Source organism: Neorhizobium sp. P12A, assembly GCF_008365395.1.
Taxonomy (GTDB): Bacteria; Pseudomonadota; Alphaproteobacteria; order Rhizobiales; family Rhizobiaceae; genus Rhizobium.
This window is the reverse complement of the sequence record NZ_QOVX01000010.1, coordinates 1-22153: the sequence shown is the minus strand read 5'-3', so window position 1 is coordinate 22153 and position 22153 is coordinate 1. Positions and strand designations below refer to the sequence as shown.

At 55.6% G+C, this 22153-nt stretch carries 30 protein-coding genes, 2 tRNA genes and 2 pseudogenes; 17 read left to right on the top strand and 17 right to left on the bottom strand.

Annotated features, from left to right (window positions below; genetic code table 11):
* The gene (locus tag DTW90_RS23690; RefSeq protein ID WP_149341366.1) at nucleotides 1-747 is read right to left on the bottom strand and encodes a glucose 1-dehydrogenase; all 747 of its coding nucleotides are present in this window, start codon (nucleotides 745-747) and stop codon (nucleotides 1-3) included.
* A gap of 107 nt (nucleotides 748-854) precedes the next feature.
* Between DTW90_RS23690 and DTW90_RS23685 the strand changes: the two genes are divergently transcribed.
* Nucleotides 855-1199 carry a helix-turn-helix domain-containing protein gene (locus DTW90_RS23685; protein ID WP_132523922.1) on the top strand — a complete coding sequence of 115 codons (345 nt, stop codon included), beginning with the start codon at nucleotides 855-857 and terminating at the stop codon, nucleotides 1197-1199.
* Between the two features lie 178 nt (nucleotides 1200-1377).
* On the opposite strand, the gene DTW90_RS23680 is transcribed toward DTW90_RS23685, so the two are convergent.
* From DTW90_RS23680 to DTW90_RS23665, 4 genes are all read right to left on the bottom strand, one after another.
* Nucleotides 1378-1878 carry a DUF2721 domain-containing protein gene (locus DTW90_RS23680; RefSeq protein ID WP_132523923.1) on the bottom strand — a complete coding sequence of 167 codons (501 nt, stop codon included), beginning with the start codon at nucleotides 1876-1878 and terminating at the stop codon, nucleotides 1378-1380.
* A gap of 11 nt (nucleotides 1879-1889) precedes the next feature.
* Nucleotides 1890-2093, bottom strand: coding sequence for a hypothetical protein (locus tag DTW90_RS23675; RefSeq protein WP_149341364.1), 204 nt, complete (start codon nucleotides 2091-2093; stop codon nucleotides 1890-1892).
* A gap of 298 nt (nucleotides 2094-2391) precedes the next feature.
* A tRNA-Arg gene (locus DTW90_RS23670) sits at nucleotides 2392-2468 on the bottom strand.
* 52 nt (nucleotides 2469-2520) lie between these two features.
* Nucleotides 2521-2826 carry an ETC complex I subunit gene (locus DTW90_RS23665; RefSeq protein ID WP_132523925.1) on the bottom strand — a complete coding sequence of 102 codons (306 nt, stop codon included), beginning with the start codon at nucleotides 2824-2826 and terminating at the stop codon, nucleotides 2521-2523.
* A 315-nt stretch (nucleotides 2827-3141) separates the two neighbouring features.
* Between DTW90_RS23665 and DTW90_RS23660 the strand changes: the two genes are divergently transcribed.
* Both DTW90_RS23660 and DTW90_RS23655 read left to right on the top strand, forming a co-directional pair.
* The gene (locus DTW90_RS23660; protein WP_132523926.1) at nucleotides 3142-3330 is read left to right on the top strand and encodes a hypothetical protein; all 189 of its coding nucleotides are present in this window, start codon (nucleotides 3142-3144) and stop codon (nucleotides 3328-3330) included.
* A gap of 90 nt (nucleotides 3331-3420) precedes the next feature.
* Nucleotides 3421-3497: transfer RNA gene (locus DTW90_RS23655), tRNA-Pro, on the top strand.
* Nucleotides 3498-3538: 41 nt separating this feature from the next.
* Here DTW90_RS23655 and DTW90_RS23650 read toward each other — a convergent pair.
* From DTW90_RS23650 to DTW90_RS23640, 3 genes are all read right to left on the bottom strand, one after another.
* Entirely contained in the window at nucleotides 3539-4081 is a 543-nt protein-coding gene (locus DTW90_RS23650) for a DUF192 domain-containing protein (RefSeq protein WP_149341592.1), read from the bottom strand.
* A gap of 501 nt (nucleotides 4082-4582) precedes the next feature.
* Nucleotides 4583-5371 (bottom strand): caspase family protein, encoded by a 789-nt coding sequence (locus tag DTW90_RS23645; protein ID WP_149341362.1) that lies wholly within the window; start codon nucleotides 5369-5371, stop codon nucleotides 4583-4585.
* 57 nt (nucleotides 5372-5428) lie between these two features.
* The gene (locus DTW90_RS23640) at nucleotides 5429-5623 is read right to left on the bottom strand and encodes a hypothetical protein (protein ID WP_149341360.1); all 195 of its coding nucleotides are present in this window, start codon (nucleotides 5621-5623) and stop codon (nucleotides 5429-5431) included.
* Between the two features lie 366 nt (nucleotides 5624-5989).
* On the opposite strand from DTW90_RS23640, the gene DTW90_RS23635 reads away from it, so the two are divergent.
* The 4 genes from DTW90_RS23635 to DTW90_RS23615 all read left to right on the top strand — a co-directional run bounded on the left by DTW90_RS23635 (nucleotide 5990) and on the right by DTW90_RS23615 (nucleotide 8879).
* The gene (locus DTW90_RS23635; protein WP_149341358.1) at nucleotides 5990-6679 is read left to right on the top strand and encodes a hypothetical protein; all 690 of its coding nucleotides are present in this window, start codon (nucleotides 5990-5992) and stop codon (nucleotides 6677-6679) included.
* Nucleotides 6680-7524: 845 nt separating this feature from the next.
* The gene (locus tag DTW90_RS23625) at nucleotides 7525-7761 is read left to right on the top strand and encodes a helix-turn-helix transcriptional regulator (RefSeq protein WP_149341355.1); all 237 of its coding nucleotides are present in this window, start codon (nucleotides 7525-7527) and stop codon (nucleotides 7759-7761) included.
* A gap of 2 nt (nucleotides 7762-7763) precedes the next feature.
* On the top strand, nucleotides 7764-8219 hold the full coding sequence (locus tag DTW90_RS23620) for a hypothetical protein (protein WP_149341353.1): 456 nt from the start codon (nucleotides 7764-7766) through the stop codon (nucleotides 8217-8219).
* Between the two features lie 207 nt (nucleotides 8220-8426).
* Nucleotides 8427-8879, top strand: coding sequence for a helix-turn-helix domain-containing protein (locus DTW90_RS23615; protein WP_149341351.1), 453 nt, complete (start codon nucleotides 8427-8429; stop codon nucleotides 8877-8879).
* A gap of 36 nt (nucleotides 8880-8915) precedes the next feature.
* Here the strand turns inward: DTW90_RS23615 and DTW90_RS23610 are convergent, their stop codons facing one another.
* The 3 genes from DTW90_RS23610 to DTW90_RS23600 form a co-directional block, all read right to left on the bottom strand.
* A complete protein-coding gene (locus tag DTW90_RS23610; protein WP_149341349.1) occupies nucleotides 8916-9356 on the bottom strand; it encodes a hypothetical protein in 441 nt (146 codons plus the stop codon).
* Nucleotides 9356-10246 (bottom strand): endonuclease/exonuclease/phosphatase family protein, encoded by an 891-nt coding sequence (locus tag DTW90_RS23605; protein WP_149341347.1) that lies wholly within the window; start codon nucleotides 10244-10246, stop codon nucleotides 9356-9358. Before DTW90_RS23605 ends, DTW90_RS23610 begins: the two co-directional genes overlap by 1 nt.
* A 179-nt stretch (nucleotides 10247-10425) precedes the next feature.
* Nucleotides 10426-10617, bottom strand: coding sequence for a ribbon-helix-helix domain-containing protein (locus DTW90_RS23600; protein WP_149341345.1), 192 nt, complete (start codon nucleotides 10615-10617; stop codon nucleotides 10426-10428).
* Between the two features lie 227 nt (nucleotides 10618-10844).
* Between DTW90_RS23600 and DTW90_RS23595 the strand changes: the two genes are divergently transcribed.
* From DTW90_RS23595 to DTW90_RS23565, 7 genes and pseudogenes are all read left to right on the top strand, one after another.
* Nucleotides 10845-11558 carry a tyrosine-type recombinase/integrase gene (locus DTW90_RS23595; protein ID WP_188080025.1) on the top strand — a complete coding sequence of 238 codons (714 nt, stop codon included), beginning with the start codon at nucleotides 10845-10847 and terminating at the stop codon, nucleotides 11556-11558.
* Nucleotides 11559-11610: 52 nt separating this feature from the next.
* On the top strand, nucleotides 11611-11814 hold the full coding sequence (locus DTW90_RS23590; protein ID WP_149341341.1) for a hypothetical protein: 204 nt from the start codon (nucleotides 11611-11613) through the stop codon (nucleotides 11812-11814).
* Between the two features lie 15 nt (nucleotides 11815-11829).
* Nucleotides 11830-12204 carry a hypothetical protein gene (locus tag DTW90_RS23585; protein WP_149341339.1) on the top strand — a complete coding sequence of 125 codons (375 nt, stop codon included), beginning with the start codon at nucleotides 11830-11832 and terminating at the stop codon, nucleotides 12202-12204.
* 304 nt (nucleotides 12205-12508) lie between these two features.
* A pseudogene (istA, locus tag DTW90_RS23580) lies at nucleotides 12509-14073 on the top strand (IS21-like element ISRsp2 family transposase).
* An 11-nt stretch (nucleotides 14074-14084) separates the two neighbouring features.
* Nucleotides 14085-14863 (top strand): annotated as a pseudogene (gene istB, locus DTW90_RS23575) (IS21-like element ISRsp2 family helper ATPase IstB).
* Between the two features lie 81 nt (nucleotides 14864-14944).
* The gene (locus tag DTW90_RS23570; protein ID WP_149341337.1) at nucleotides 14945-15196 is read left to right on the top strand and encodes a hypothetical protein; all 252 of its coding nucleotides are present in this window, start codon (nucleotides 14945-14947) and stop codon (nucleotides 15194-15196) included.
* Between the two features lie 68 nt (nucleotides 15197-15264).
* The gene (locus tag DTW90_RS23565; RefSeq protein ID WP_188080024.1) at nucleotides 15265-15426 is read left to right on the top strand and encodes a hypothetical protein; all 162 of its coding nucleotides are present in this window, start codon (nucleotides 15265-15267) and stop codon (nucleotides 15424-15426) included.
* A gap of 2 nt (nucleotides 15427-15428) precedes the next feature.
* On the opposite strand, the gene DTW90_RS23560 is transcribed toward DTW90_RS23565, so the two are convergent.
* From DTW90_RS23560 to DTW90_RS23535, 6 genes are all read right to left on the bottom strand, one after another.
* Nucleotides 15429-15686 carry a hypothetical protein gene (locus tag DTW90_RS23560; RefSeq protein ID WP_149341333.1) on the bottom strand — a complete coding sequence of 86 codons (258 nt, stop codon included), beginning with the start codon at nucleotides 15684-15686 and terminating at the stop codon, nucleotides 15429-15431.
* Nucleotides 15687-16000: 314 nt separating this feature from the next.
* A complete protein-coding gene (locus tag DTW90_RS23555; protein ID WP_149341331.1) occupies nucleotides 16001-16813 on the bottom strand; it encodes a Ku protein in 813 nt (270 codons plus the stop codon).
* 11 nt (nucleotides 16814-16824) lie between these two features.
* The gene (locus tag DTW90_RS23550; protein ID WP_149341330.1) at nucleotides 16825-17727 is read right to left on the bottom strand and encodes a Ku protein; all 903 of its coding nucleotides are present in this window, start codon (nucleotides 17725-17727) and stop codon (nucleotides 16825-16827) included.
* A 174-nt stretch (nucleotides 17728-17901) separates the two neighbouring features.
* Nucleotides 17902-18939: a non-homologous end-joining DNA ligase gene (gene ligD, locus DTW90_RS23545; RefSeq protein WP_149341328.1), complete on the bottom strand. Its 1038-nt coding sequence runs from the start codon at nucleotides 18937-18939 to the stop codon at nucleotides 17902-17904.
* A gap of 54 nt (nucleotides 18940-18993) precedes the next feature.
* Nucleotides 18994-19554, bottom strand: a complete 561-nt coding sequence (locus tag DTW90_RS23540) for a hypothetical protein (protein WP_149341326.1) — start codon at nucleotides 19552-19554, stop codon at nucleotides 18994-18996.
* The gene (locus tag DTW90_RS23535; protein ID WP_149341324.1) at nucleotides 19509-20396 is read right to left on the bottom strand and encodes a nucleotidyltransferase; all 888 of its coding nucleotides are present in this window, start codon (nucleotides 20394-20396) and stop codon (nucleotides 19509-19511) included. The genes DTW90_RS23540 and DTW90_RS23535 overlap by 46 nt, the downstream gene beginning before the upstream one ends.
* 194 nt (nucleotides 20397-20590) lie before the next feature.
* Between DTW90_RS23535 and DTW90_RS23530 the strand changes: the two genes are divergently transcribed.
* From DTW90_RS23530 to DTW90_RS23520, 3 genes are all read left to right on the top strand, one after another.
* Entirely contained in the window at nucleotides 20591-20878 is a 288-nt protein-coding gene (locus tag DTW90_RS23530; protein WP_149341322.1) for a hypothetical protein, read from the top strand.
* Nucleotides 20879-21300: 422 nt separating this feature from the next.
* Nucleotides 21301-21549: a hypothetical protein gene (locus DTW90_RS23525; RefSeq protein WP_149341320.1), complete on the top strand. Its 249-nt coding sequence runs from the start codon at nucleotides 21301-21303 to the stop codon at nucleotides 21547-21549.
* Between the two features lie 182 nt (nucleotides 21550-21731).
* Entirely contained in the window at nucleotides 21732-21950 is a 219-nt protein-coding gene (locus tag DTW90_RS23520) for a hypothetical protein (RefSeq protein ID WP_149341318.1), read from the top strand.
* Nucleotides 21951-22153: the final 203 nt, after the last annotated feature.

The following is a 22153-nucleotide window of genomic DNA, read 5'->3' as shown; positions in this document are numbered from 1 at the left end:
TCAGCGGAAACCGCCGCTGGCAACCAGTCGCTCGCCCGTCAGCCAGCGCGCATCGTCAGAAGCGAGGAAAACCGCGATCGCGGCGATATCGTCCGGTTGGCCGACACGACCAAGCGGCGTCTGAGCCACTGCATTGCGCTCAAAATCCGAACCGATGAACCCTGCGGTGTGAGTACCCTCCGTCTCGACAATACCCGGAAGGATGCCGTTGACCCGGATTTTGCGCGGACCCAATTCATGGGCAAGCACGCTGGTGATGGCGTCCACCGCTCCCTTGGTCCCGGTGTAGACGGAGGAGGCCGGCGGCGCCAGGCTGGTCACCACGGACGAGATATTGATCACGCTGCCGCCCTCACCAATGTGCTTGACCGCCGCCTGGGTCGTCAGCAGCAAGCCCAGCACGTTCACATCGAACATGCGGTGGTAGTGTTTCTCGGTAATTTCCTCGATCGCTCCGAATTCGTAGACGCCGGAATTATTGACCAGAATGTCGAGATGGCCGAATTCCCTGACCGCAGCATCTATCAGTCCCTTTGCCTGTTCGGCCTTGGAGACATCGCCCTGGACCGCGATCGCCTTGCCGCCGGCCTCGCTGATTGCCCGCACGACGGCATCCGCGCCCGCCTTGCTTGAAGCGTAATTCACGACGACCTTCGCTCCTTCAGCGGCCAGCGCCTTGGCGATGGCGGCACCGATCCCCTTGGAGGCGCCCGTCACGACGGCGACTTTTCCAGCGAGCTTCGACATGTTCGTTCCTTTCGACCAGGATTGCCGCCGGAATTGGCGGCATTGTTCCTTAGTTCAGAAATTCAGAACTGTTGATCCCAATGTCAAGTGCCCCTATATAAAAATTCATGAGACCGCTCTTTCACCCAGCAATCGAGGACGTTCGGCCCGAAGCGATCCTGTATGCCCTCTCCGATCCGGAGCGGGTCGCTATCTATGCGCAAATTGCGGGCATCGGCTCCGGGGGCACCTGCACTGCCTTTTCCAATTTGGGCGCACGCGTCATCCCCAAATCGTCGCTATCGCAACATATCAAGGTGCTGCGTGAGGCAGGCCTCATCCGGTGTGAGCGCCATGGCGTGGAGATGCGCAATCATTCGCGCTGCATGGAGGTGGACGACCGCTTTCCCGGTCTCCTTGCGGCGATTCTGAGCGCTTACGGACCGCCTCCCGGAGAGGCGAAAGCAGGTTGAAGCGGGTTGTTAGGCCTGCAAGCTACAGCGGGAACGCTTCCGGTTTGAGCGGATGGGACGAATTCGGAAGCGACGGCCTGTTGCGGTAGCTTTTCGGTAGCGCAGCAATCCCGGTTGTGGTTCGGCTCGAGTGAACATCCACCACATGCACTGTAGGATCGACGAGGCAGGCTAGTTGTCAGCGAAGTCGCGGGTCGGAACTCCCAGGATCGAGACCGACGGCATGGTGATCGAATTCGTCGAACTCGTTGAGAGCAATGCGCACCTCGACCGCCAGGATGATAAGCGCCGCCGCGAGGAGAGAAAGCGCGACCAGAAACAGGAAGCCGGCACCAAGCACGTGCTGCCGCCCGAAAAATGCGCTGATGAACGAGAAGATGACCAGAAGCGTGGCCACGACACCGCTGATGACCGCGTAGAATATGGCCCTGTTGACGAGCCGCGCCCGTCGCCTGAGCCTCGGCAGATCTGCCCTTAGATGGCTCATTGCGTGCTCGTTTTCGGGGAGCGTGTTCAGGTCGCGTATGCGGTCCAGAATCCCGTTCAGGCGCGATGACAACAGCGAAACGAAGCCTGCTACTGCCCCCAGAAGAAAGGAGGGGGCAATAGAATGCGAGATGACCTGAGAGACCTGATCGGGCGACGGGGCGTTGAGCAGATCGGATAGCACGGGGTTCATTGGAGGCCGGCCTAAATGTGGTGGATGGGATTGTCGTCCAGGTCGACCGCCTGTCCGTCCTTCAGCGCCGCAATTGCGTCCTTTGGAAGCAAGCCGTCCTTGAAAGGCGGGTCCGCCGGCGCCTCGCAACGCGCCTGTCGCAACGTGTCGGATTTTGTCGCTTCCTGCGCAACAGGGGGATTCGCCAACAAGAGTGCAAAAGCGAATATTGCCAACTGCCGTCTCATCACACCCACCCCGCTACGCCACTCCTGACTGAAGGCTGCACGAGCTTCCGGATAGCGATGTTACAGGCGATGCGTCCCAAGGGAAGTACATTACAGTAAATCCGTTGCGGTCGTCTGCGGAACTGATTGTCTTGAGCCGACAGCGGCCGCCAGACAGAAATCTGAATAGTGCCACAGGCCACCCGGTCCAGACCGGGCGACCGCTGTCCGCGCTTGCAGAACTGCGTCCTAGCGCCGGCCGCGACTGACCTCAGTTGGACCTCAGGCGGCTCGAAACCGTGGATTATGGCGACCCCTGCAGGGCTCGAACCTGCGACCTAGTGCTTAGAAGGCACTTGCTCTATCCAGCTGAGCTAAGGGGCCCAAGCACCGCCGTGCTGAGCCGGCAGTGAAAAAGGCAATAAGCGATAAACGCTCAGTGCGTCCAGGGCTGCGTGCGATTGAAGCGGAAATTGTCGGTGTAGGAAAGAACCTGCCTGATCGATTCCTTCGGAGCGATCACGCGGTATTCGATACCGTTGCGCTTGGCGTATTCTTCCGCCTGCTCCTGGCTCTCGAAGGTCAGCTTCAACTGCTGACGCATATCGCCGGACGAGGTGTAACCCATGATCGGGTCGATCTTGCGCGGCATTTCCTGATCGAATTCAAGAACCCACACGTTCGTTTTCGCCTTGCCCGACTGCATGGCCGTTTTCGCGGGACGGTAAATCTTGGCAGACATCTCTGCAGCGCCTCCTGATGACGCGGGAATTTCCCGCCTTGCCTCTATCGTCTCGCACCGAAAGGGCGAAAACCAATCCATTTCATTCCGATGCGGGGGCTGCTGACCGGAAGATCGAGCCACGGACCCCATGGGAATACCGATTTTGCTTAGCCGCGAATCCCTCTGCGTTCAAGCAAAAATGGCAATCGGAACAATGATAACCAGCCGGTCGACTAACTAACAAACATGGTTAATTTTTTAACACTTTCTCATGTATGATGGAACGCAGTCGAGGCCAAGACGTTAAAGCGGCGATCTGGAGGGATACGAATAATGATCTTCAAAATTTTTTCGACCAAGCGGGACGAACCGATCGAAACTGACGATACCGGCACCTACGCCGACGGGATGTTTCAAGAGTATAAGACGGGCCTGCGCACCAACAACAATGACCGGTCGTCCCACGAACGCGACTATGGTGCAGACCGGAAGATCGTGACCGCACCCGTCGGATTCGTTTGAAGGCAGTTCAATCGCAGCGTGCCGGTGGAAGAGCAATTTTAGCTGTTGCAGCAGAGGTATGAACCGTGTATCTCCGCTGCATTATCGGTACGGAGTGTAGCGCAGTCTGGTAGCGCATCTGGTTTGGGACCAGAGGGTCGGGAGTTCGAATCTCTCCACTCCGACCAATAAATCCCCTTAAATCGTTGTTTTTGTGTAAGAAGTAGGCCTACTTCTTCAGCCCCTTGGCAATCGTCGGGCTTGAGACGCGGTCGCCGACGGCGAGGCCCAGTTTCTTGACTATACCGCCGTTCAGTTCGATCACGTATTTCACAGGCTGCCCGGAATCGATGATGTCTTCCGAATAGGGCACCGCATTTGCCTGGATATGGGTAACGGTGCCCTTTTCATCCAGAAACAGCATGTCCAATGGCAGCTGGGTGTTTTCCATCCACATCATCACCTGACGCGATGTGCCAAAATCGAACAGCATGCCGTGATCTGCCGGCATGGATTTGCGGAACATCAGTCCGTATTCACGCTGCGCGTCGGTCAGCGCAAGTTCGACCGTGAACTTCCGCGCTTCGCCCTTGGCTGGGGTGATTGTCAGCGTTTCGCTTGCAAACTGAATATTCTGTGGCTGGGTGACCGCGGCATGCGCGTCGAAAGCGGGCATGGAGCCCAACAAAAAAAGCGCCATCGAGGCGCTTTTGAGGACGTTTACGTTATTGAATTTGTTAACGTGTGCAAATTTCACCATAAAACGTACCATATCGATATGTGTTGCCATTTTGGTCATTATGGATGAAATGCCCCTGCTCTGTCGATTCGGAAAGTCCTCAGAGACGACGACTCTCACCGAGATCTTAAGCCTTACACCCCTTGGCGTGCTGCTGATTCTGGATGGCCTGAACCTTCCCCTTTTCGACAGCGATATCGCCTGCCTTGTCGGCCCCAAATTTCCGTTGAGATTTCGGTTGTACGCGGTCAACTTTCCTAGACGGTATCCGGACCGGAAGGCGCATGCGATTTGCCATTTGCCATTTTTGAATAGTTTGGCATTGCGGCTTCGCATGGTCCTCAGCTATCGCCCTGGAAGGGTGGCCAACAAAGATACAAAGGGCAAGTCGTGCACAGCCACCAGGTCACGAAATTTGTCCAGAAGAGCTTGCATCGAAACCCGTTCGCTCTGCATCGCCATACCTTCGGCGTGAAGTACCCGATAGCCGGCGCCACTGAGCCGCCCAATAGATCTCCTTCACAAATGTATCTGCTATCCGAAAACCTTGTTCGACATGTCAGTCGCATAAAAGACTGGGGTTTGTTGATGGCTGCTAATTGATTTTATCGAAGGTAATGCAGCAGCCTCCAAGGCGCTCACACTGACGTTTGGTCCGTTGTCTCGTATGAGCTTATGAAGAACGTAGCTAAACGCGCCCCGCGGGCGATTCTCTGTCGGAACGGTTCTTAAATCGGCGGCGGTTTCGTCATCTGCGCAGGCCGAAAAAACGTTATAAGGCCCAATCAGAACCTCCTTTGTGTCCAGCGCCGGCGGTAACGGAATAGGAATAAATCTGTTCTGAACGGCGATCACCATCTCCTCGTTCTCATCGAATTCTACGTCCCTTATGATGGCGCCTGAGTGGCAACAGTCATAGATGCCGGTAAACGAGACTGAGGGCGTGACGCTGGCGGTGATCAGGTCAAACAATTGCTGACTCGTTATCAGCGAGGCGTAGTTGGCCTCGTACGGCACGATTGCATCTATTTTTCCATCTGGATGACCGTTTAGATCCTGTGTGACGATGCGCGTTCCATGACCTGAGTACCCGAAGACTAGTGTATCGCCGCTACTGCAGCCATTTACCAGTGAACGAAGCTCTGAGGTAATCCTTTCTCTAGTGGCATCCGCGTCTGCGATGATCGTAAAGTCCTCGCCGTGGAAGGCGAACAACTCCGTGAGCAGATCCCTCAAGCTCAATGAGTCATTTACACAACCAGACAGATTAAATTCTTGCTTCGAATACTTATTCAGTCCAACAAGTAATGCCTTCTTTGCCATGATAATCAACCTCAGGGTGAAACCGCCTCCAATCTCGCGACTGAAGGCGTTGCTGCTCTATAGCTCAAAACCAACGCTGATTGTCACGCCACGGTCACTTATTGCAACGTCCCCAGCTTTAGTTGCAGCCGCTTTAACCTCATTGAGGTGATCTACTATCGCGTCAGCAAGATAGTCGACAATAAAGTTCTTGAGATCAGCGTCACTATTGAATTTGGTAAGGTCTTCAAACTCCAACCCGATCGTTACCATGTTCCTCTCCACTCGTTGGGGTGTTTTTGTAAGTTGAATCCAGGCCTATTCTTTGCAAAGAATGGGTGTTGAGATTCCGGGCAATTCTAGCTGAGATTGCCATATTGTCGATCTATCGAAAGAGTTAATCTTGCCGATTTCATATAATCCAAGATAGCGATAAGGAGATTATCTTCATGATAATCAGAAATATTCGTATCATTACTAATAGATCTTCGTTAATTTCTGAAATAAACCATTTCTACTACTATATATGGGATCGCGAAGTTAAACTTCACAATTAAGGAATAAATTAAATGAGTTTTATCTCCTTATTCGACCGAAATTTCCCTCTCATGTTTTTCGGGAAAAAATAACGCAGGTTTTATGACGATCTATCTTAGTGAGGTTGCATGGATGACTACCCTTTTGCCCACCGAGCCGTATTCGTTAGCTGACCTAGCCTCGGTAGTGCTGGTGATGGTCGGTGGCGTCTTTGGGCTATGGCAGTACTACCGCACGAATACAGAGACACGAGCGCGAGCGGCGGCGGACGAATTCGAACGTTTTAATGGGGACGAAGCCGTAAGAACGGCTCTTCGCGTTATCGATTGGTATTCGGGAACGATTACTGTAGTAGACGAAATTGGTACAAAGCATAAAAGGGAATATACTCCCCTTGATTTCCATCTTGCGCTGCGACCGCACTCCAAGCGGAGATGCGATGTAAGGCAATATGTTGCTAGCGAGGATAAATTTCGGGCTGACCGCGAGAATCGAGGATTACCTTTTGACGACTATTTCTCTTATACAGAGCTATACTTGCGAGAAGTTTTCGATTTGTTTTTGGGAAGGCTTGAGCGAATAGAGATGCTTATTGAATGTGGGGTGATCGGAAAGGAGAATTTTGGTGACGTGTTCTCATACTGGCTTTATGTGATAGGTGACGAAAAGAAATCTGGTGACGAGCTCGATAATTTCTCAAACGCAAAACGAGAAACTTTGATTGAATATCTCAAGTATTACCAATTTCGCGGAGTGCTCAGACTGTTCGCGCGTTATGGAAAACCTCTGTAGGCGAGAGAAATTTTGTAGGATTTTTTCCCGTTCGGCAGTTTTGCGACGTATTAATGCAGTCGTGACCTGTTTATTAATTGAATAGCTAAACGGGGAAGAAAAAACGTGATTTTTGGTTCCGCGTAGCAAAACGCAAATCATCCCAAAGCGCTTCCTCATTTTCTCATCACCTGTGCGCTCGGTGATCTTTCTCAGATTAACCACCTGGCGCAACTGAAAGCGGTCGTGAAGCCTATCGCTCTGAACACGGCCTACGTTTGGTCCGCAGGTTGTTCTACGTCTGGCACGATAAGGACGGGCGGCTGCGTGTGTGCGCCTGATCTAGCGCCTGATTGCGGGACGGGTCGTCACCAATGCCTTCAAGCAGCTGACGTGGCCGAGCGGCGCGCATTACGCGCCTCAAAGGCAGCGGGCAGCGACGTCGTGAAGCCATCACCACCCGCCCCGCTCGACGGTTCACGCGCCAAGCGGCCCCCGCGGGGGTCTAAGAAACTGGTTGCAGTACCGATCCGAACACGTGCCTGTATGGTCGGTCGCCTTTGTCGAAGAGGAAAATCTTATAGAGTTCCCTGCCCTTCGCCGAGCGAGAGCGCTCCAGGACGATGGCAGGGGTCGATGCGAATATAACCGTCTGTCCAACGGCAAAGCGGTATGCGGAGACGTAGTTGCGGACGACTCGTCTGCCAAGCAGACTGCGCGGAAGAAGACTTCTGTGGGCGTGGGAGATGGGTGCGTGGATTGTCATGGCGCTCCTCGTTGCGTTTGTCCCAGTGTGTTTGTACACTGTACCCACAAGATAGCCGATTCCGGTTCATTGTCAACATGCATTTGTACAGGGTACAAAAATGAAGCCAATTCAATTAAAGATGGCACGAGCTGCAGTAGGCTTGGGCGTAAGGGAACTGGCGGAAAAAGCCGGAGTAACTGCAAATACGGTCACTCGAATTGAGAACGGTGCAGATGCCAAGCAATCGACGCTAGACGCTTTGCGAGCCGTGCTCGAGCGGGAGGTCATATTCCTTGAGGATGGCGCGACTACTCCCGGCGGCCCCGGCGTGCGCATGCGCGATCGGCAGGAGTAACGATGGCCAGCGAAGGTTTTGGGGTACGAGTTTTCGAAATCGAGCCAGACGGCACGCTTACGCCGCATATCTGTGCCGACGAGGACTACTTCTCTGGAACGGTTCCAAACGTGGGAGACACGATCGCCATGTGGCATCTCCACGACGTCTACCGTTTCTACAACGTGCAGCGTCGCTATTTTATAGATAGCCCGGATGACGACCGCGGGTGGTGCGTGATCGTGCGGTTAATTGACCCGGCGCCGCAACTTGAAAACGTCGTCACCGAATGGAGCGAAGATACCAAGTTCTGGCGAAGTGTTGAGGAGCAGGAGCGCAAAGAGGAGCAAGAGCGTATCGCTGAGGTGATCCGAAAACTCACAGTGAAAAAGCCCCGCCAAACGCCGCCAGAACAGGTAAAGAAGACAACCAGGAATCCGCGAAAGAAGGTTCTGAAGCCGCGGACGCCAAAGGCGTGATCTAAAGCGTCGCCTGGCCGTCGGGATTGCAACGTGACGTGCGGCTTCGGGATGGCTCTTGACCGCTCCATCTCACGCCAATAACTTCTAGTCGCGGCCACCAACCGCCACAGGCTTTACGCCCGCACCACCACATCTGAGGAGACACTGACAAGCTTTCGGCGTTCGCGCCGGCGGCAAGATCGTTTATGTTTCTACGGTATTAAAGTGGACAAATCTTATAACCAACGCGCTGCGCTCTATTATGCCCGTGTGGCACAGCCACTAGACCCTGATCTCGGCTGGCGAACCGAGGACGTGCAATTAGCGTTTCTGGCTGGAATTGAGTCGTTAGGCGTGCCTCGGCTTTTATCGCTGCCAGAGGTCGCGAGGATTCTAAGCGTATCAGCAGCGACGATACGCGACCTTGTCCGCCACGGCGAGCTTGCATTCGTCCACGCCGGCCGCGGCACGGTAAGAAAGCACCTGACCTTCAGCCAAGATGAAATCGTAAACTTCATTAAGCGGCACAGCGAGCGCATCCACTACAATCCAGGGCCGAAGACCGCTCGCTATGGGACGCGGAAACGCGCGCACGAACTGGCTGTTGAGCGGGCAACAGCTGGCGGTGGCCGGTTCGATTTCGCGGCCGAGCGGGCAAAGTTGGGTAAAAAGAAATGACCAATGGACCCCGCCCCACTGACGGTCATCTAAGATTTACTTTGCCGTCTTCGCTCTTTCTTGAATTTTGATGATCTGCTCACCCGTTAGCGGTGAAGAAAGCAATTCTTTCATGATTGCGATTAAAGACTGTCGATCATGAGACACGAGCTCACCTCCGTCAAACTCAATCGAAAACGGATATCCCGCGTCTCCTGGCTGTGCTTCGGCAATTTGTATTTCGTAATTATCCTTTTTGCTTTTAGCAACGATAGCCCAATAGGGCTTCGTCCGCGTCGGAGTTCCCATTGTTAGCATGGTTGCAACTGACTGCAGCGTTGGAGTTATTTTTTTATACTGCAGCGTGACGAGCGATTCTGTTGCCGCCTCAAGTGCTTTGGCAATCTCTTTCATTATGGCGGCAATTTCTGCTCGCTTTTTGGTCGCTTCTAGCGCTGCGGATATGCCGGCTTGAATTGCATCATCGAAGTCGCTCATTACAAATGCCTCTCAATCGCGCCTAAGACTGGATAGTGATCAAAATATTGCCGTTTGACTAAGCTTGCGCCCATTTCTCGCAGATCCAATATTCTGGTCTCCGCTTCGTTGAGGTGCCAGGATGACTCGCCAAGAAACGAGGCAGAGAAGATTATTTGGTCAAATACACGCCATTTGTGAACCGTATCCCCACGATGATAATAGGTTCCACTATGGTTTGTCTCTTGCGTTTCAGACGAGTACAGCGAACCCGAAACTAGGTTTTTCCAGAACGGATTGTACAACAAACGATAGTCACTTCTGACCCGTGATGCATCGCGAGATGCCATTAAGTAGTGCGAGATCGATCGATCGTAAGGTTCGTCATTAAAGTCGCCCAGTACAATTAGGTTCGCCCTTCGATCCACCTCAAGGAATTGATCGATTTTTCTTCGAAGCGCTTGCGCAACGTCGGATCGTTTTGCACCCTCTTCGACCTGATAAACGCGGCTTGGCCAATGCACGAGGAAAAATGACACCGGCGTGCCGTCTCTCAAGGCAACGGTCACCTGATAGTGAATTTTGTTACGATCACCCGCGATGTGGTCGACCAGATACGTGGTGGCTGTAATTGCTACTTCCCGCGGGTCGTAAATGACCGCCATATTGAAGGCAAGCCGGCCGTCTCTACCCTCAATCGCAAGGACGCCAATACCGTATGGCGAAAGTCTCTCGTCGAGCTTGGAGACGAAAGCTTCGTTGATCTCGCCTAGAAAGACAATTTTGGCTCCTTCAGCCGAGAGCATGTATTCTGTCAAAGTGGCTATCGTGAGAAAATGAGCCGGATCGCTCGATGCAGGGCTGTTAGGAGGAGCAAGGCGTGTGTTCCACCAGGCGAATTTCACTTCCATGCAGACCTTGTAGGGCTTAGGTGACCAAATGCTTACGACGTGTAGTATCGCGCAAAGTTACAATCAAGCGGCTCCAGTCACAAAGTACAATCTGGCGGCCTCGCAACCGCCCATCAGTCTTCAAATCAACCGGCCGTATTTTCACCGATACCTCCACTTGTACATTGACCCGCGGGCAATCAGCTGCGGTCAATATCACCCGCATCCTCCCGCCTCGCCAACTCGCGCTCGATCAGATCCCTTACAAACTCCGACCGCCGGTTCTTCCCAACCAGCGCGTCAATCTTTTCCGCTGTCCCCTTTGGAAGCCTCACTAGCACCGGCTCCAGATCCAGCCGCGGGCGTCCCTTCCCTTTTGTCTCATCGCTCATCAAACGCCCCGATTAACCATTAAGTGATATCACTTATTCCCATATTAAGCGATATCACTTAATCCTCCGTTGATTAGAACAGAGGAGGCTTGATGCTTACAGAGCACGGATGGAAGGCGGCCAACGATAACGAAAAAACTTTCGACGCCGCGGCAGACAGCTATCTGAGGATGGGCGGATCGCAGCGCTACTTGGCGCCGGTCATTGAGTATTTCAGGGGAAGATTGGTGGCGACGATCGTCTCTGCCGAAGTGCGGCAGATGGGGATAGAGGTTTTTCCTGGCTGCAAGGCCGCCACCATTAATCGGCAGGCGCTGACGCCGGCGAGAGCTATCCTCAACCATGCCCATGAGCTCGGCTGGTGCTCAGCAATCCGTGTTCGGTCCTTCAAGACAGAAAAGCCAATAAAGCTTCCGGCGGTCAATGGCGAGTGGATGAGCAAGTTCATTAGCCAGGCAGACGCCGACGGCCTCTATCATCTGTCCGCCATCGTCTTCTTTATGCAGGACTGCGCGGCGCGCGTCTCAGAGGCATGTAACGTGCTTGGTGAGCACGTCGACATCAGGAACAAAACGATCAGGCTGGCGAAGACCAAAACCGAAACAAACGCAACGGCCTATCTCACGGACGAGTGCGCCTACCGCATCGCTCACCTGCCGATGAAGGAGGGCGAGCGGGTTTTTCGCTACTCATCTAGGTGGTCTGTGAACGATCGCATTGCTGCCGTCTGCCGACGGGCACAGATCGAATACCGGCCATCACACACATTAGGACGGCGCACATACGCAACGCGCGCCATCAAGCTTGGTGTTCCGATTAAGGTAGCGATGGACGGCGGCCGCTGGAAAACACCCGCAGTCTTCTTGGGCTATGTCGATATCGACAATGCAGGCCGCATTGTTGCGGAGAAGATCAACTCTCATCGATATGCGAACCTCTGATTGACTCCGCTCAAAATGAGAACATAATAAGAACAAAAGAACGGAGGTTATCATGAGTGATATTGATCGCCCTGCCCTACAACGCGCGCCCGAGCTGGTCGCGCATCGCTGCCATTGTGGCGCCTACGCAGGATTCGGATTCTCCACGGCAAGTCGGCGGCACCAGATGGAATGGTGGTGCTGGGCTCACTATCCCTACAAAGACCCCGACGCCCGGCGCGAGGCCGGCGCAGTCGCCAAACTGCTGGCGTCGTAGGCAAGGAGAGAAGCCATGAACAGCCTTGCAGAATATGAACTGGCAAAAGGCCTCTACCATGCCCGGCCCGAGCCCCAAGAGCGGGACGAAGCAGATCCGAAGCTGTTGGCTGAAACGGCTGATAAGGTCGGGCTACAGTTTTTCACCACGTGCCTTTACGAATGCGAAGAATCAGTCCCGGTGGGCGAGCTCCACATCGCACTATGGCCCACTGGCGACGCTTGGGGCATGGCCAGATTCCAGGAAGGTGAGCGCGGGGCAACCCCGGTCCTTCAAGTGAAAGGCGAGACGATCGAGGATGTTGCGAGCAAGCTCTACAACCTACTTGGTTTCGCGGAGCTTGATTTGAACAGCATAGCCGAGATTTACGATAACGTTTCGGAAGCTTAGATCCGCACTCAGTGGGCCTTCTGCGCATCAATGGAACCACTACAGCTCAGCCCGCGATATAAATGGCGCAAGACCTGGCCGGCTGAAGCCGATCGCGACAGCTGGAAAACCGATTTCCAAGGTTGGGTGCGGGTTTCGGAAAAGTCCGGACAGGATTTCCGGTAATCTCCGGACACAGTTTTCAGTAATTCCCGGACAGTGATTCCGCTAAATCCCGGACAGTTTCCGGCGGCGGTTTGACGGTTGGTTCGCGGCTGCGCCGTCTTGTTGGTTAGGCCTCTCACTACAACGTTGAGAGGGGCCGATGCCGAGACGGAAGCAAGCAAGACGAACGACAGTGAGGGATATCCGGACTATTCTGCGCCTGACCCACGAAGAGGGTCTTTCGGTGCGCGAGATTGCCGAGCGGCTGAAGATCGGCAAGAGCTCGGTATCGACCTATTTGCTGCGAGCTCGGGAAGCCGGGCTTTCGTGGCCGTTGCCAATCGGCGCGGACGAGGATGCAAAGCTGGAGCGGCGGCTGTTCGGCCGGGCCGGTCGACCGCCGCGCGATCTCAGCGAGCCGGACTGGGCGCTGGTGGTTCGGGAGCTGAAGCGCAAAGGCGTGACGCTAACGCTTTTGTGGCAGGAATACCGTGCCAACCACCCTGATGGTTACGGCTTCACGTGGTTCTGCGAGCAGGTTGGTGCCTTTCGGCAGCGCACGAGTGTAGCGTTCCGTAATCGGCACGCGGCGGGCGCCGTGATGCAGACCGACTATGCCGGGCCGACTATGCCGGGCCGACGGTGCCGGTGATCGATCCGGCAACCGGTGTCCTCCATCCGGCCCAAATCTTTGTCGCGGTGCTGGGCGCCTCCAACCTGACCTTCGCCCATGCCAGCTTTAGCCAGCAGTTGCCGGATTGGATCGACGGTCAGGTGCGTGCTCTGACCTTCTATGGTGGGGTCACCAAGGCAATCGTGTGCGACAACCTCAAATCGGGGGTGGCCAAGGCCCTTTGGTTCGAGCCGACATTGACTGCGACGTTCGCCGCCATGGCGGAGCATTACGACACCACGATCCTGCCGACCCGCAGCCGGAAACCGCGCGACAAAGGCCGGGTCGAAGGAGCGGTATTGATCGTGGAACGCTGGATTCTGGCCCGGCTCAGGAACCGTACCTTCTTCTCGCTTGCCGCCCTCAACACGGCGATTGCCGAATTGCTCGAGGACCTGAACAACCGGACGATGCGCCATGTCGGCAAAAGCCGCCGCGAACTGTTCGAGGAGATCGAGCGGCCAGCCTTGAAGCCCTTGCCGGCGATACCGTTCGAATATGCGGAATGGAAGTCGGCGAAGGTCCATCCGGACTATCATGTCGAGGTCGACAAGACCTTCTACTCGGTGCCGCATCGGCTGATCGGATGCACCCTCCAGGTGCGGCTCACCCACCGGGTGGTCGAGATCTTCCACGACCACCAGCGTGTCGCCAGCCATGTTCGCCGCTCCCAGCGTTCCGGCCACGTCACCGTCAACGACCATATGCCCAAGGCGCACCAGCGCTATGCCAACACCACGCCGGCCAATCTGATCGGCCGTGCGACCCAGATCGGCCCCAATGCCGCCATCCTGGTCGAACGCATGATGCGCGACAGGCCGCATCCGGAACAGGGATACCGCTCGGCCATGGGCATTCTGTCGCTGGCGCCGCGCTATGGATCGCAGCGCCTCGAGGCGGCCTGTGAGCGGGCGCTCACCATCAATGCCATCACCTATTCCTCCGTCGCCTCCATCCTCAAATCCGGCCTCGACCGGGAAAGACCGCAGGCTGAACATGCGGCCCCCACGCCTGCGCATACCAATATCCGTGGCCGATCCTACTATCAGTGAAGGAAGCAAGAATGCTGACAAACCCCACCCTCGACCAGATGCAGGCCCTCGGGCTCACCGGTATGGCTGCCGCCTGGCGCGAATTGACCGAGCAGTCCAGCACCAATGAGCTCAGCCGCGATGAGTGGCTCGGCCTAATGCTCGACCGCGAAGTTACCCTGCGCGCCGACAAGCGCATCCGTAACCGGCTCGCCTCCGCCAAGCTACGCTTTGCCCAGGCCAGCATTGAAGATATCGACTTCGCCGCCGCCCGCGGTCTCTCGACCGGCGCAACACCATGGCGCTGGCCCAGGGGCAATGGCTCACCGCCCACGAGGGCCTGATCATCACCGGCCACACCGGCACCGGAAAGTCATGGCTGGCCTGTGCCTTCGGCAGGCAAGCGGCAAGGCTCGGTCACTCCGTGCTCTATGTGCGCGTGCCGCGCATGTTCGAGGATCTCGCGCTTGCCCGCCTCGATGGCTCCTTTCCCCGCCTCATCGACAAGCTCACTCGCGTCCAGCTCCTCATCCTTGACGACTTTGGAACACATGCGCTCTCCGATCAGCAGCGCTTCCACCTCTTCGAAATCGTCGAGGAGCGCTATCAGCGAAAATCCACCCTGATTACAGCCCAAGTCCCCGTGGCAAGCTGGCACGACCTTATTGCCGATAGCACCGTCGCCGACGCCATACTCGACCGCATCGTGCACAATGCCCATCGCATTACGCTGCGGGGCGAGAGCATGCGAAAGCAAAAGAACGCACCCCTCTTGACGGCTGCTGAAAACGGCGAAATCAATCAGCCCTGATGGTAACCAGGCTGCCGAGGGCCAACCTCGTCAAACTGTCCGGACTTTAGTGAAACTGCTGTCCGGGATTTAGCGGAATCAATGTCCACCTTTTGCGAAGCGCGCAGTTGGGACGGCGATATCCAGGTCGGCCGCATCCGTTATGAAGCGAATGGCCTGAAGAAGGGTTTCTGGCAATGGAGCGGCCACGGGCCACGTGTCCGTCGACGGCTTTTACCCCATCAGGGGTATGAGAGAGACCCGCGAGTAGCGGCGCTGAAGGCCGAAGACTATTACGACCGCCTGCTAGCGTTCAATGGCCTTGAACAAAAGCCGACACGCACCATTCTGTAGCCATGGATATTTTGCCTCCGATAGTCGCCGAAGATCACCCTGACCGCCTCGTATGGTGCGAGTTCGCCATGCAGGCTGAGTTTTTGATGCTGGTACAACGCGCCAAATCGCTCGGTTGGCGCGACGAGGAGATTGCCACCGCCCTGGTCAACCTCGCCGACAACAACATGCTCGCCTTGATCGCCGACGGACGAGTCAAAACAGTTCTGGACGAGATCAAGAAGCGGTAACTTCACTCCGCCAACAGCCCCAGCGCCTGATGGACAACTTGGTCGGATGCCTCGGAGAAATCCGCCGCCATCTTTTGATGTTCGCGATCGATCTTGTTTCCCAACGCATCGAGCCTACGCCAGCGGCGATCCTTACTCGCCCGGGAAGCCAATGCCGTAAAGTGCAAGCTCTTGCTGATCTCCATCAGCACCATGTCCCGCTGGTGAACCGTAAGGGTCGAAAACGGCTTGGGTCCGGCCGGTTCAATGTATTGAGCCATACGTGCCTCCACGGACGCTTCTGAGCAAGCGCGGCCTTGCAGACGCCAGAACGTCCTTCTCGAAGATCCAGACTTTGCCGTTCAGATCTTCCCCGCTGGATAGCCGCTGCAGCCATGTCACGGTATTGCAGCGCATATCGCACAAGTCGCCTACGAGATGCCTCCGGCGGATTGGCGGTCGCCTTCATGGCTTCTGCGGTGACCACAACAATCCAGACGGTCTTGCCATCGGTCACGGCGAGATGCCCGTTCTCAGCAAGCATGAACGGATAAGGTTCGCAAAGTTCCAATTCGATGAAAGAAGAGTCGTCCATTCACGCTGCCCCCTTCTTGTTTTTCAACTCGGCCTCCACGCTTTTGCGCAGAGCGTCCATGATATTGACCACGTTCGAGGCTGGAGCGGTCTCCTTCGTGCCCTTCGCGGTCTTTCTCGGCTTGAGGGCCTTCTTCTTCTCCTCGATGACGGCGAGTAGACCCTCCTGGATCGGATCGGTCACCATGGTCGGTGACCATCGTTTAGTCTTCGTCTTGATGAGTTCCTGCACGAGCGGCGCCAGGCTTGGATCGGACCTTTCGTCGATATCTTCGAAGTACGCATCCTCCGGGCGGACTTCGTCCCCGAACCGAAGGGTCCATAGAACGATACCGTCACCACGGGGTTCGAGAACGACTGCGCGCTCCCTGCGGCCCACCACCAGCTTGGAAACACCGACAACTTGGTCGGCAGCCATGGCGTCCCTGATGACGGCGAAGGCTTCATAACCCACAGGGTCATCAGGCATCAGATAGTGAGGCTTTTCGAGATAAATCCAGTCGATGCTTTCAGCGGGCACGAATTTATCGATGTCAATCGTCTTGACAGTGTCCAGCGCGACGGCGTCCAGTTCGTCGTCCGAGAGGATGACGTAGTCGTTCTCGCCGCGGGCATATCCCTTGGCCTCGTTCTCATCCTTGACCGGCTTACCGGTGACGGAGTCGACATACTGCGAAACAACCCGGTTGCCGGTCGTTTTGTTGAGCGTATGGAAACGGACCTTTTCACTCTCGCTGGTGGCTGGCATCATAGCCACTGGGCATGTGACAAGGCTGAGCTTTAGATAGCCTTTCCAATATGGGCGCGGAGCCATGATCCACCTCCTCAGCTGGCTTTGCGCTGCGACGCGGCACCCGTCGCAGACTTGGGAGATGCCCGGCGAGCCTTTGCGCGGCTGGAACCGGCATTCGCGTTTGCTACAGTGCGCTTCGCCTTGTCAGGTCCGCCACCAAGGACCCCCGCGCTTTCGCGGAGCGCCTTGAGAAGGTCGTTCGGCTCCGAGACCTTGACCGGCGCCTTCTTCGGAAGGGCCTTGCCCTCAATCTTCGCCTTTACAAGCTCAGCGACGGCTGCCTCATACCGGTCATCAAATTCGGAAGGTTTGAATTCACCCATCTTGGTGCCGATGATATGCTTGGCGAGATCGAGCATCTCGACCTGCGTTTTGATCTTCGGCATCTCCTCGAAAGCCTTCTTCGAAGAGCGTACTTCGTAGTCGAAATTCAGCGTCGTCGCGACGAGCCCCTTGCCGTGCGGTCTGATGAGGACGGTGCGCACGCGGCGGAAGAGAACGGTGCGCGCGATGGCGGCTACATTCGCCTTCTTCATGCCGTCGCGGAACGCGGTGAAGGCATCCGCGCCGACCCTGTTGGGTGTGAGGTAGTATGGCTTGTCGAAGAAGACGTCATCAACGTCCGAGCAAGAAATGAAGGCGTCAACGTCGAGTGTCTTGTTGCTCTCGGGGATTGCCGCCGCGACCTCCTCCGGATCAATCATGATGTATTGGCCATTGTCGATTTCGAAGCCCTTGGTCTGCTCCTCCTTCGGAACAGGCTCCTCGGTCTCGCCGTCGACAAATATGCGGTTGACGCGGTTGCCAGTCGCCTTGTTGATGGTGTTGAAGGTAATCCGCTCGGAGGTCGATGCCGCGGTGTAGAGCGCCACGCCGCAGGTGACTTCTCCGACCTTCAGGAATCCCTTCCATTGTGCGCGATGCCCAGATGCCATGCCCGTCCCTCCGACTCACAACTAACGCGAGTCAACGGCGACTCAGATGATTCGTTCCGAGCAATTTCGAATCAAATGTCAATAGGTTAGCGCGCCTTCTCCACTGCTGATTTGGAGCAATCCACACTAGCGGAAATATCGATTTCGTCTGGGAAAGTTGTATTATGACGAGGGTTAGGAGCGATAGACGGCTGCGTTGTCCTGCTGTTCCCGCAGACCCTTATATGAGGCATGGCGAAGCTTGCCGTCATCCGTCCATGCTCGATACTCGATTTCAGCTATGAGCGTTGGCTGGACCCAGACCACCCCCTTGCGCTTCAGATCGATCGGCGGTCGCGATGTCTTGAGACGGTCGAGATCGGCGCGGAGCTTCAACGTCGGACGCTCTTTAAAGCCTGTACCTACCCCGCCGACATAGACGAGCTCGTTACCCCTATAAGCGGCCAGGAGTAGCCGGCCGATCCCGCCGAGCGCCGCGGTCGAAGGCTCGTAGCCAACGATGAAGAAGCTGTCGCTCTGGATGCACTTGACCTTGACCCAATCGCCGAGGCGGCCGGAACGGTAAGGCGCATCACGCCGCTTTGCGATGATACCTTCGAGGCCGTGCTCGCAGGCCGCATCGAAGAGCGCCTGTCCGGTGCCTTCGAATTCCTCCGACAGCCGAATACCGCCGGCACGATCCTTAAGGAGGTCATAAAGGAGGTGCCGGCGGTCGCTCAGGTCAAGCCGCGAAAGGTCATGACCATCGAAATAAAGCAGATCGAAGGCGAAAAATATAGCCTCCGATGCACGCCGCTTTCCGCTCCTGCCGCCGAGGGCCTGCTGAAGAGCGCCGAAGTCAGACCGCCCCTGCTCATCCAAGACAACCGCCTCGCCGTCAAGGATCGCCGTCGTTCCGATCTTGGCCGCTTCCTCCGCGATCGTCGGAAAACGATCGGCCCAGTCGTGGCCGCCGCGCGTGCTGACCCGGACGCGACCCGCCTCGACGTGCACCGCCAACCGATAGCCGTCCCACTTGATCTCATACAACCAATCCGGGCCGGTCGGCACTTTGGATTTTAGGAGCGCCAGGCACGGCTCGATCCGGTCGGGCATCGGATCGAACTGCAGCTGGGGTTGATCCGGATCGCAAGGCATGCGCGGCCGGCTGCGCAGCTGCGCGTCAGTCTCTCTGAGAAGCGGTTGGGATGACTTACGCGGAACCTTTGTCATGTCCCGAAGTGCAACAGAGATCAGCGAGCGAGTCGAGTCTGTTTAATGGCAAACTTATTGGGAAGAACTGTCACTCGGGCCGTCGGCTACAAAATTATAATGGCCGGATTCTATTTTTTTTCGTGCAGCTGTGAAGCACGACTCCGGTGGAGTAATTGAAACACTCCTGGCGGAGTCAAGCCTGTCCATAAGATCGGTCAGTATCGCGCTGGCCTCTTTCACGTCGCCAAGGCTCTGCTCTTTGGCTAGGCGTCGGAAACGATCTTGAAGAGCTTTGAACTCGGACGCCAACCGCGAAATTTCTTCCACGCTTGTTTCAATTTTCAAAGCGTCGGCCAACGCAGGGAATAGGCTTGCAAGTAGCGAAGCGCAAGCAATTACCCACGCTGGTACCAAGTTTTGTAGAACGCTGAATCCAGCGAAGGCACCTAGGATGATAGGCGCTGCGACATAGAACTGCCGCTGCCGCCTCACCTGCCTGAGCCAGATGAAAAGTGTAGTGGAGGTCCAAAGGCAAGACTCGGCCTGGCGCAGTGCCTCGTCTACGATCTCACTGCGCTGCATCTGCTCTACGCTGTGTAAATCGGTATTCTCGGTCCGAATATCTTCTGCCATTCTTGCCCTGCGGTGACGTCATAGTCGTGGTATTCCCAATAGCAAGCTCTCAGCGCGTTTTCGATAGCGGTATCGACACGCGTGGCCCAGTCGGTTCCAACATAATAGGCTTCGCCGGTACCGGGAATGGTGAGATATGTCCCTGACTTCGCCCTCAGAAATTGGAAAAAGTCACGAACAAAATAGTCATACCAAAAGTAATCACGGGTTGCCCAAACGTATCCGTCCATGAACTCTGCAACTAAAAGCTCTAAGACGAAAGACTTGAGAGATGTTCGTTTCTCCCGATTCCAGAGCTTCACCATTTTCGTAAGTGCTCTGAGGTTGCCATTTGCCTTGGCGTCCACTCGCTCGACAAGCGCAATCTGAGCAAAAGGATCGACAATTTTCCAGCGCCCACCGTTGTTAGAATCAGGCATAAGGAATTGCCCGTTGGGATATCGAAACACCGGCACCAATTCGACGGTGATCGTATTAAAGCCGATCACCACGACCTGCCCATCTGCACGGATCTCGGTCTGGGGGTAAGGCCCCGCTAAGCTCTCGCGGATCTCCTGCAGGAGTTGAGACTGCTTATTATTGGCGCGCTGTTCGAAGCGCTGGTACACGCTCCAATCAAAATTCGCCATAATGTCGATGTCCGCAGACGGTCTAAGCTGGGTCCCTTTCCCCCAAGAACCAACAAAGAAAACTGGTGGAGTGTCGCTCGCCGTCCCAGTGTAGGCGCGCTCCAGTGCCTTTCCCACGTTAATAGCCTTGGTAACGCCGTCATCGATCTGCGACTGCGTCACATTAAGATCGACGTGAAATCGGCGAAATCGTTCCCTAACTGCTTTCCACATCAAACCCCCGCGGTTGATGAAGACTTTAGGTTGAAATGCCGATCTGTAAATGCCCTCTGGCACATAGTCCCCAGGTATTGGCACCAAGTTCAGCAACCCGCGCATAATCTCAAACTGACACATCCCACGCTTTCACCTCCCGCAACTTGCGCTAGATTACGCAAAGTAGAGAATCAAGTTTTACAGGAGAGATTATGAACCAGGATAAAGCTCTTGGCCTTCAAGCGACGGCTGAAGAAAAACGCGAGTTCGAAATCGCATGGCTACAACACAGAGTGAAAAATCTGGAGGATATCGTTCTCGAACTGCTCCGAGATAACGTCAATCACGAGCTCGTTGACGGATACAGGAAGGCACTCGAACGGAAGAACACCTTTACACCAAGCACGGCCGACATAAAGGATCGCGGCCGTTCCATCGCTGCTTTGCTCAACAAGGGCTATCCGGCGGATAGCACCAGGTGGCCTCCTAAAGGCGAGTAGCGTTCTATAGCTAGTTCACACCAAGAACATCGCGCTTGAGAAACTCAAGCGCGTCTGAAAAGCCAACCACCAATTTCTTCAACCGCCGACCATTACATAGGTCTATCCCAAATTGAGCATCCCCACCCCTATACGTGGTGACGGAACTTCCCCCTCAGCAAAGGCCGCCCCGGAATTGATTGGCAATACCCCACGTCTGTGAGCTATTCCTGTATAGGCCGTTGTTAGTTCTCGCTGGAGAACAACTTACCGGCCTCGTCGGAGCCCGCTTTGTACCCCTCAGCGGGCTCCTTCTGCCGCAAGGCCGCCACTGACTATTAGAACAACGGAACGATCGCCGCGAGGACCGAGCGCGCATTGGTCGACGCAACTTTTCGAGGCCTCAGAAGTTGGAGGTTCACGCAAGGTGAGCGGAGACCAAAATGGCGGCGTTTTATTTCCTCAGTCATGATCTCGACGGGGACTTCGTCAATGAAGAGCCGTACCAATTTAATGATTTGATCGGCGCAATCGAAGCCGCAAAATCTGCTCTCGCGGAAATGGCCGCGGACGGAATTCCCCTGCAGAACGGGGGTGTCATGTCGATCGAAGTCCAGAATGAAGGTCGCGTCACTGTCGCCCATCTTTGGCTTCGATTCTCGATCCACTTCATTCAAGGAGTGTCAACTTGAGCGCCGACGCTTGGGAACTGACCTCGTGCCACTGACGACCTAACTTTCGCTCTTGGCGGAGTGTAAGTCTTGAACCTTGAATGCAGATGCACAAGTGCTAGGTAAAGCTGCGTAACTTTGTCACCTCACGCCATTCCCGCTGCCGGGCATCTTTTCGAACTGTGCGCACATTTGAAGAGCAAATGAACCCTCCCGCTCCCCGCGACACCGCCCCTTCCCCTGTCTCCGTTACCCAGCATGTCGAGTTGCTGCGGCAGGAGATCGAGGAATTATTGGATTCAAAATTCCGCGCCTATGGAAGCGCAAATCTAAACGCCGCCGAAGTCGCTCGGCTCGATAGCGAAATTGAACGCCTCAATGCGATTATTGCACGTTATCGCACCCTCGGGCTGCTGGGCTGATCGGGAATGGAACAATGCCGCCGTATGCGGGTTAGCAGTATCCATCCGAGGTAGGCCGCAGGGATCTTTGCGGTCGCGCGGATCGTGCCCCAGGAGATGGTGTAACTGGCGGGAGATAGCAAAGCCGAGTGCCTGCGCGCTTCTCGTTGCGCTGTAGCGGGTGATCGGCTTTGCGGGCGGCCATCAGTGTTTTCCGCTAGGGT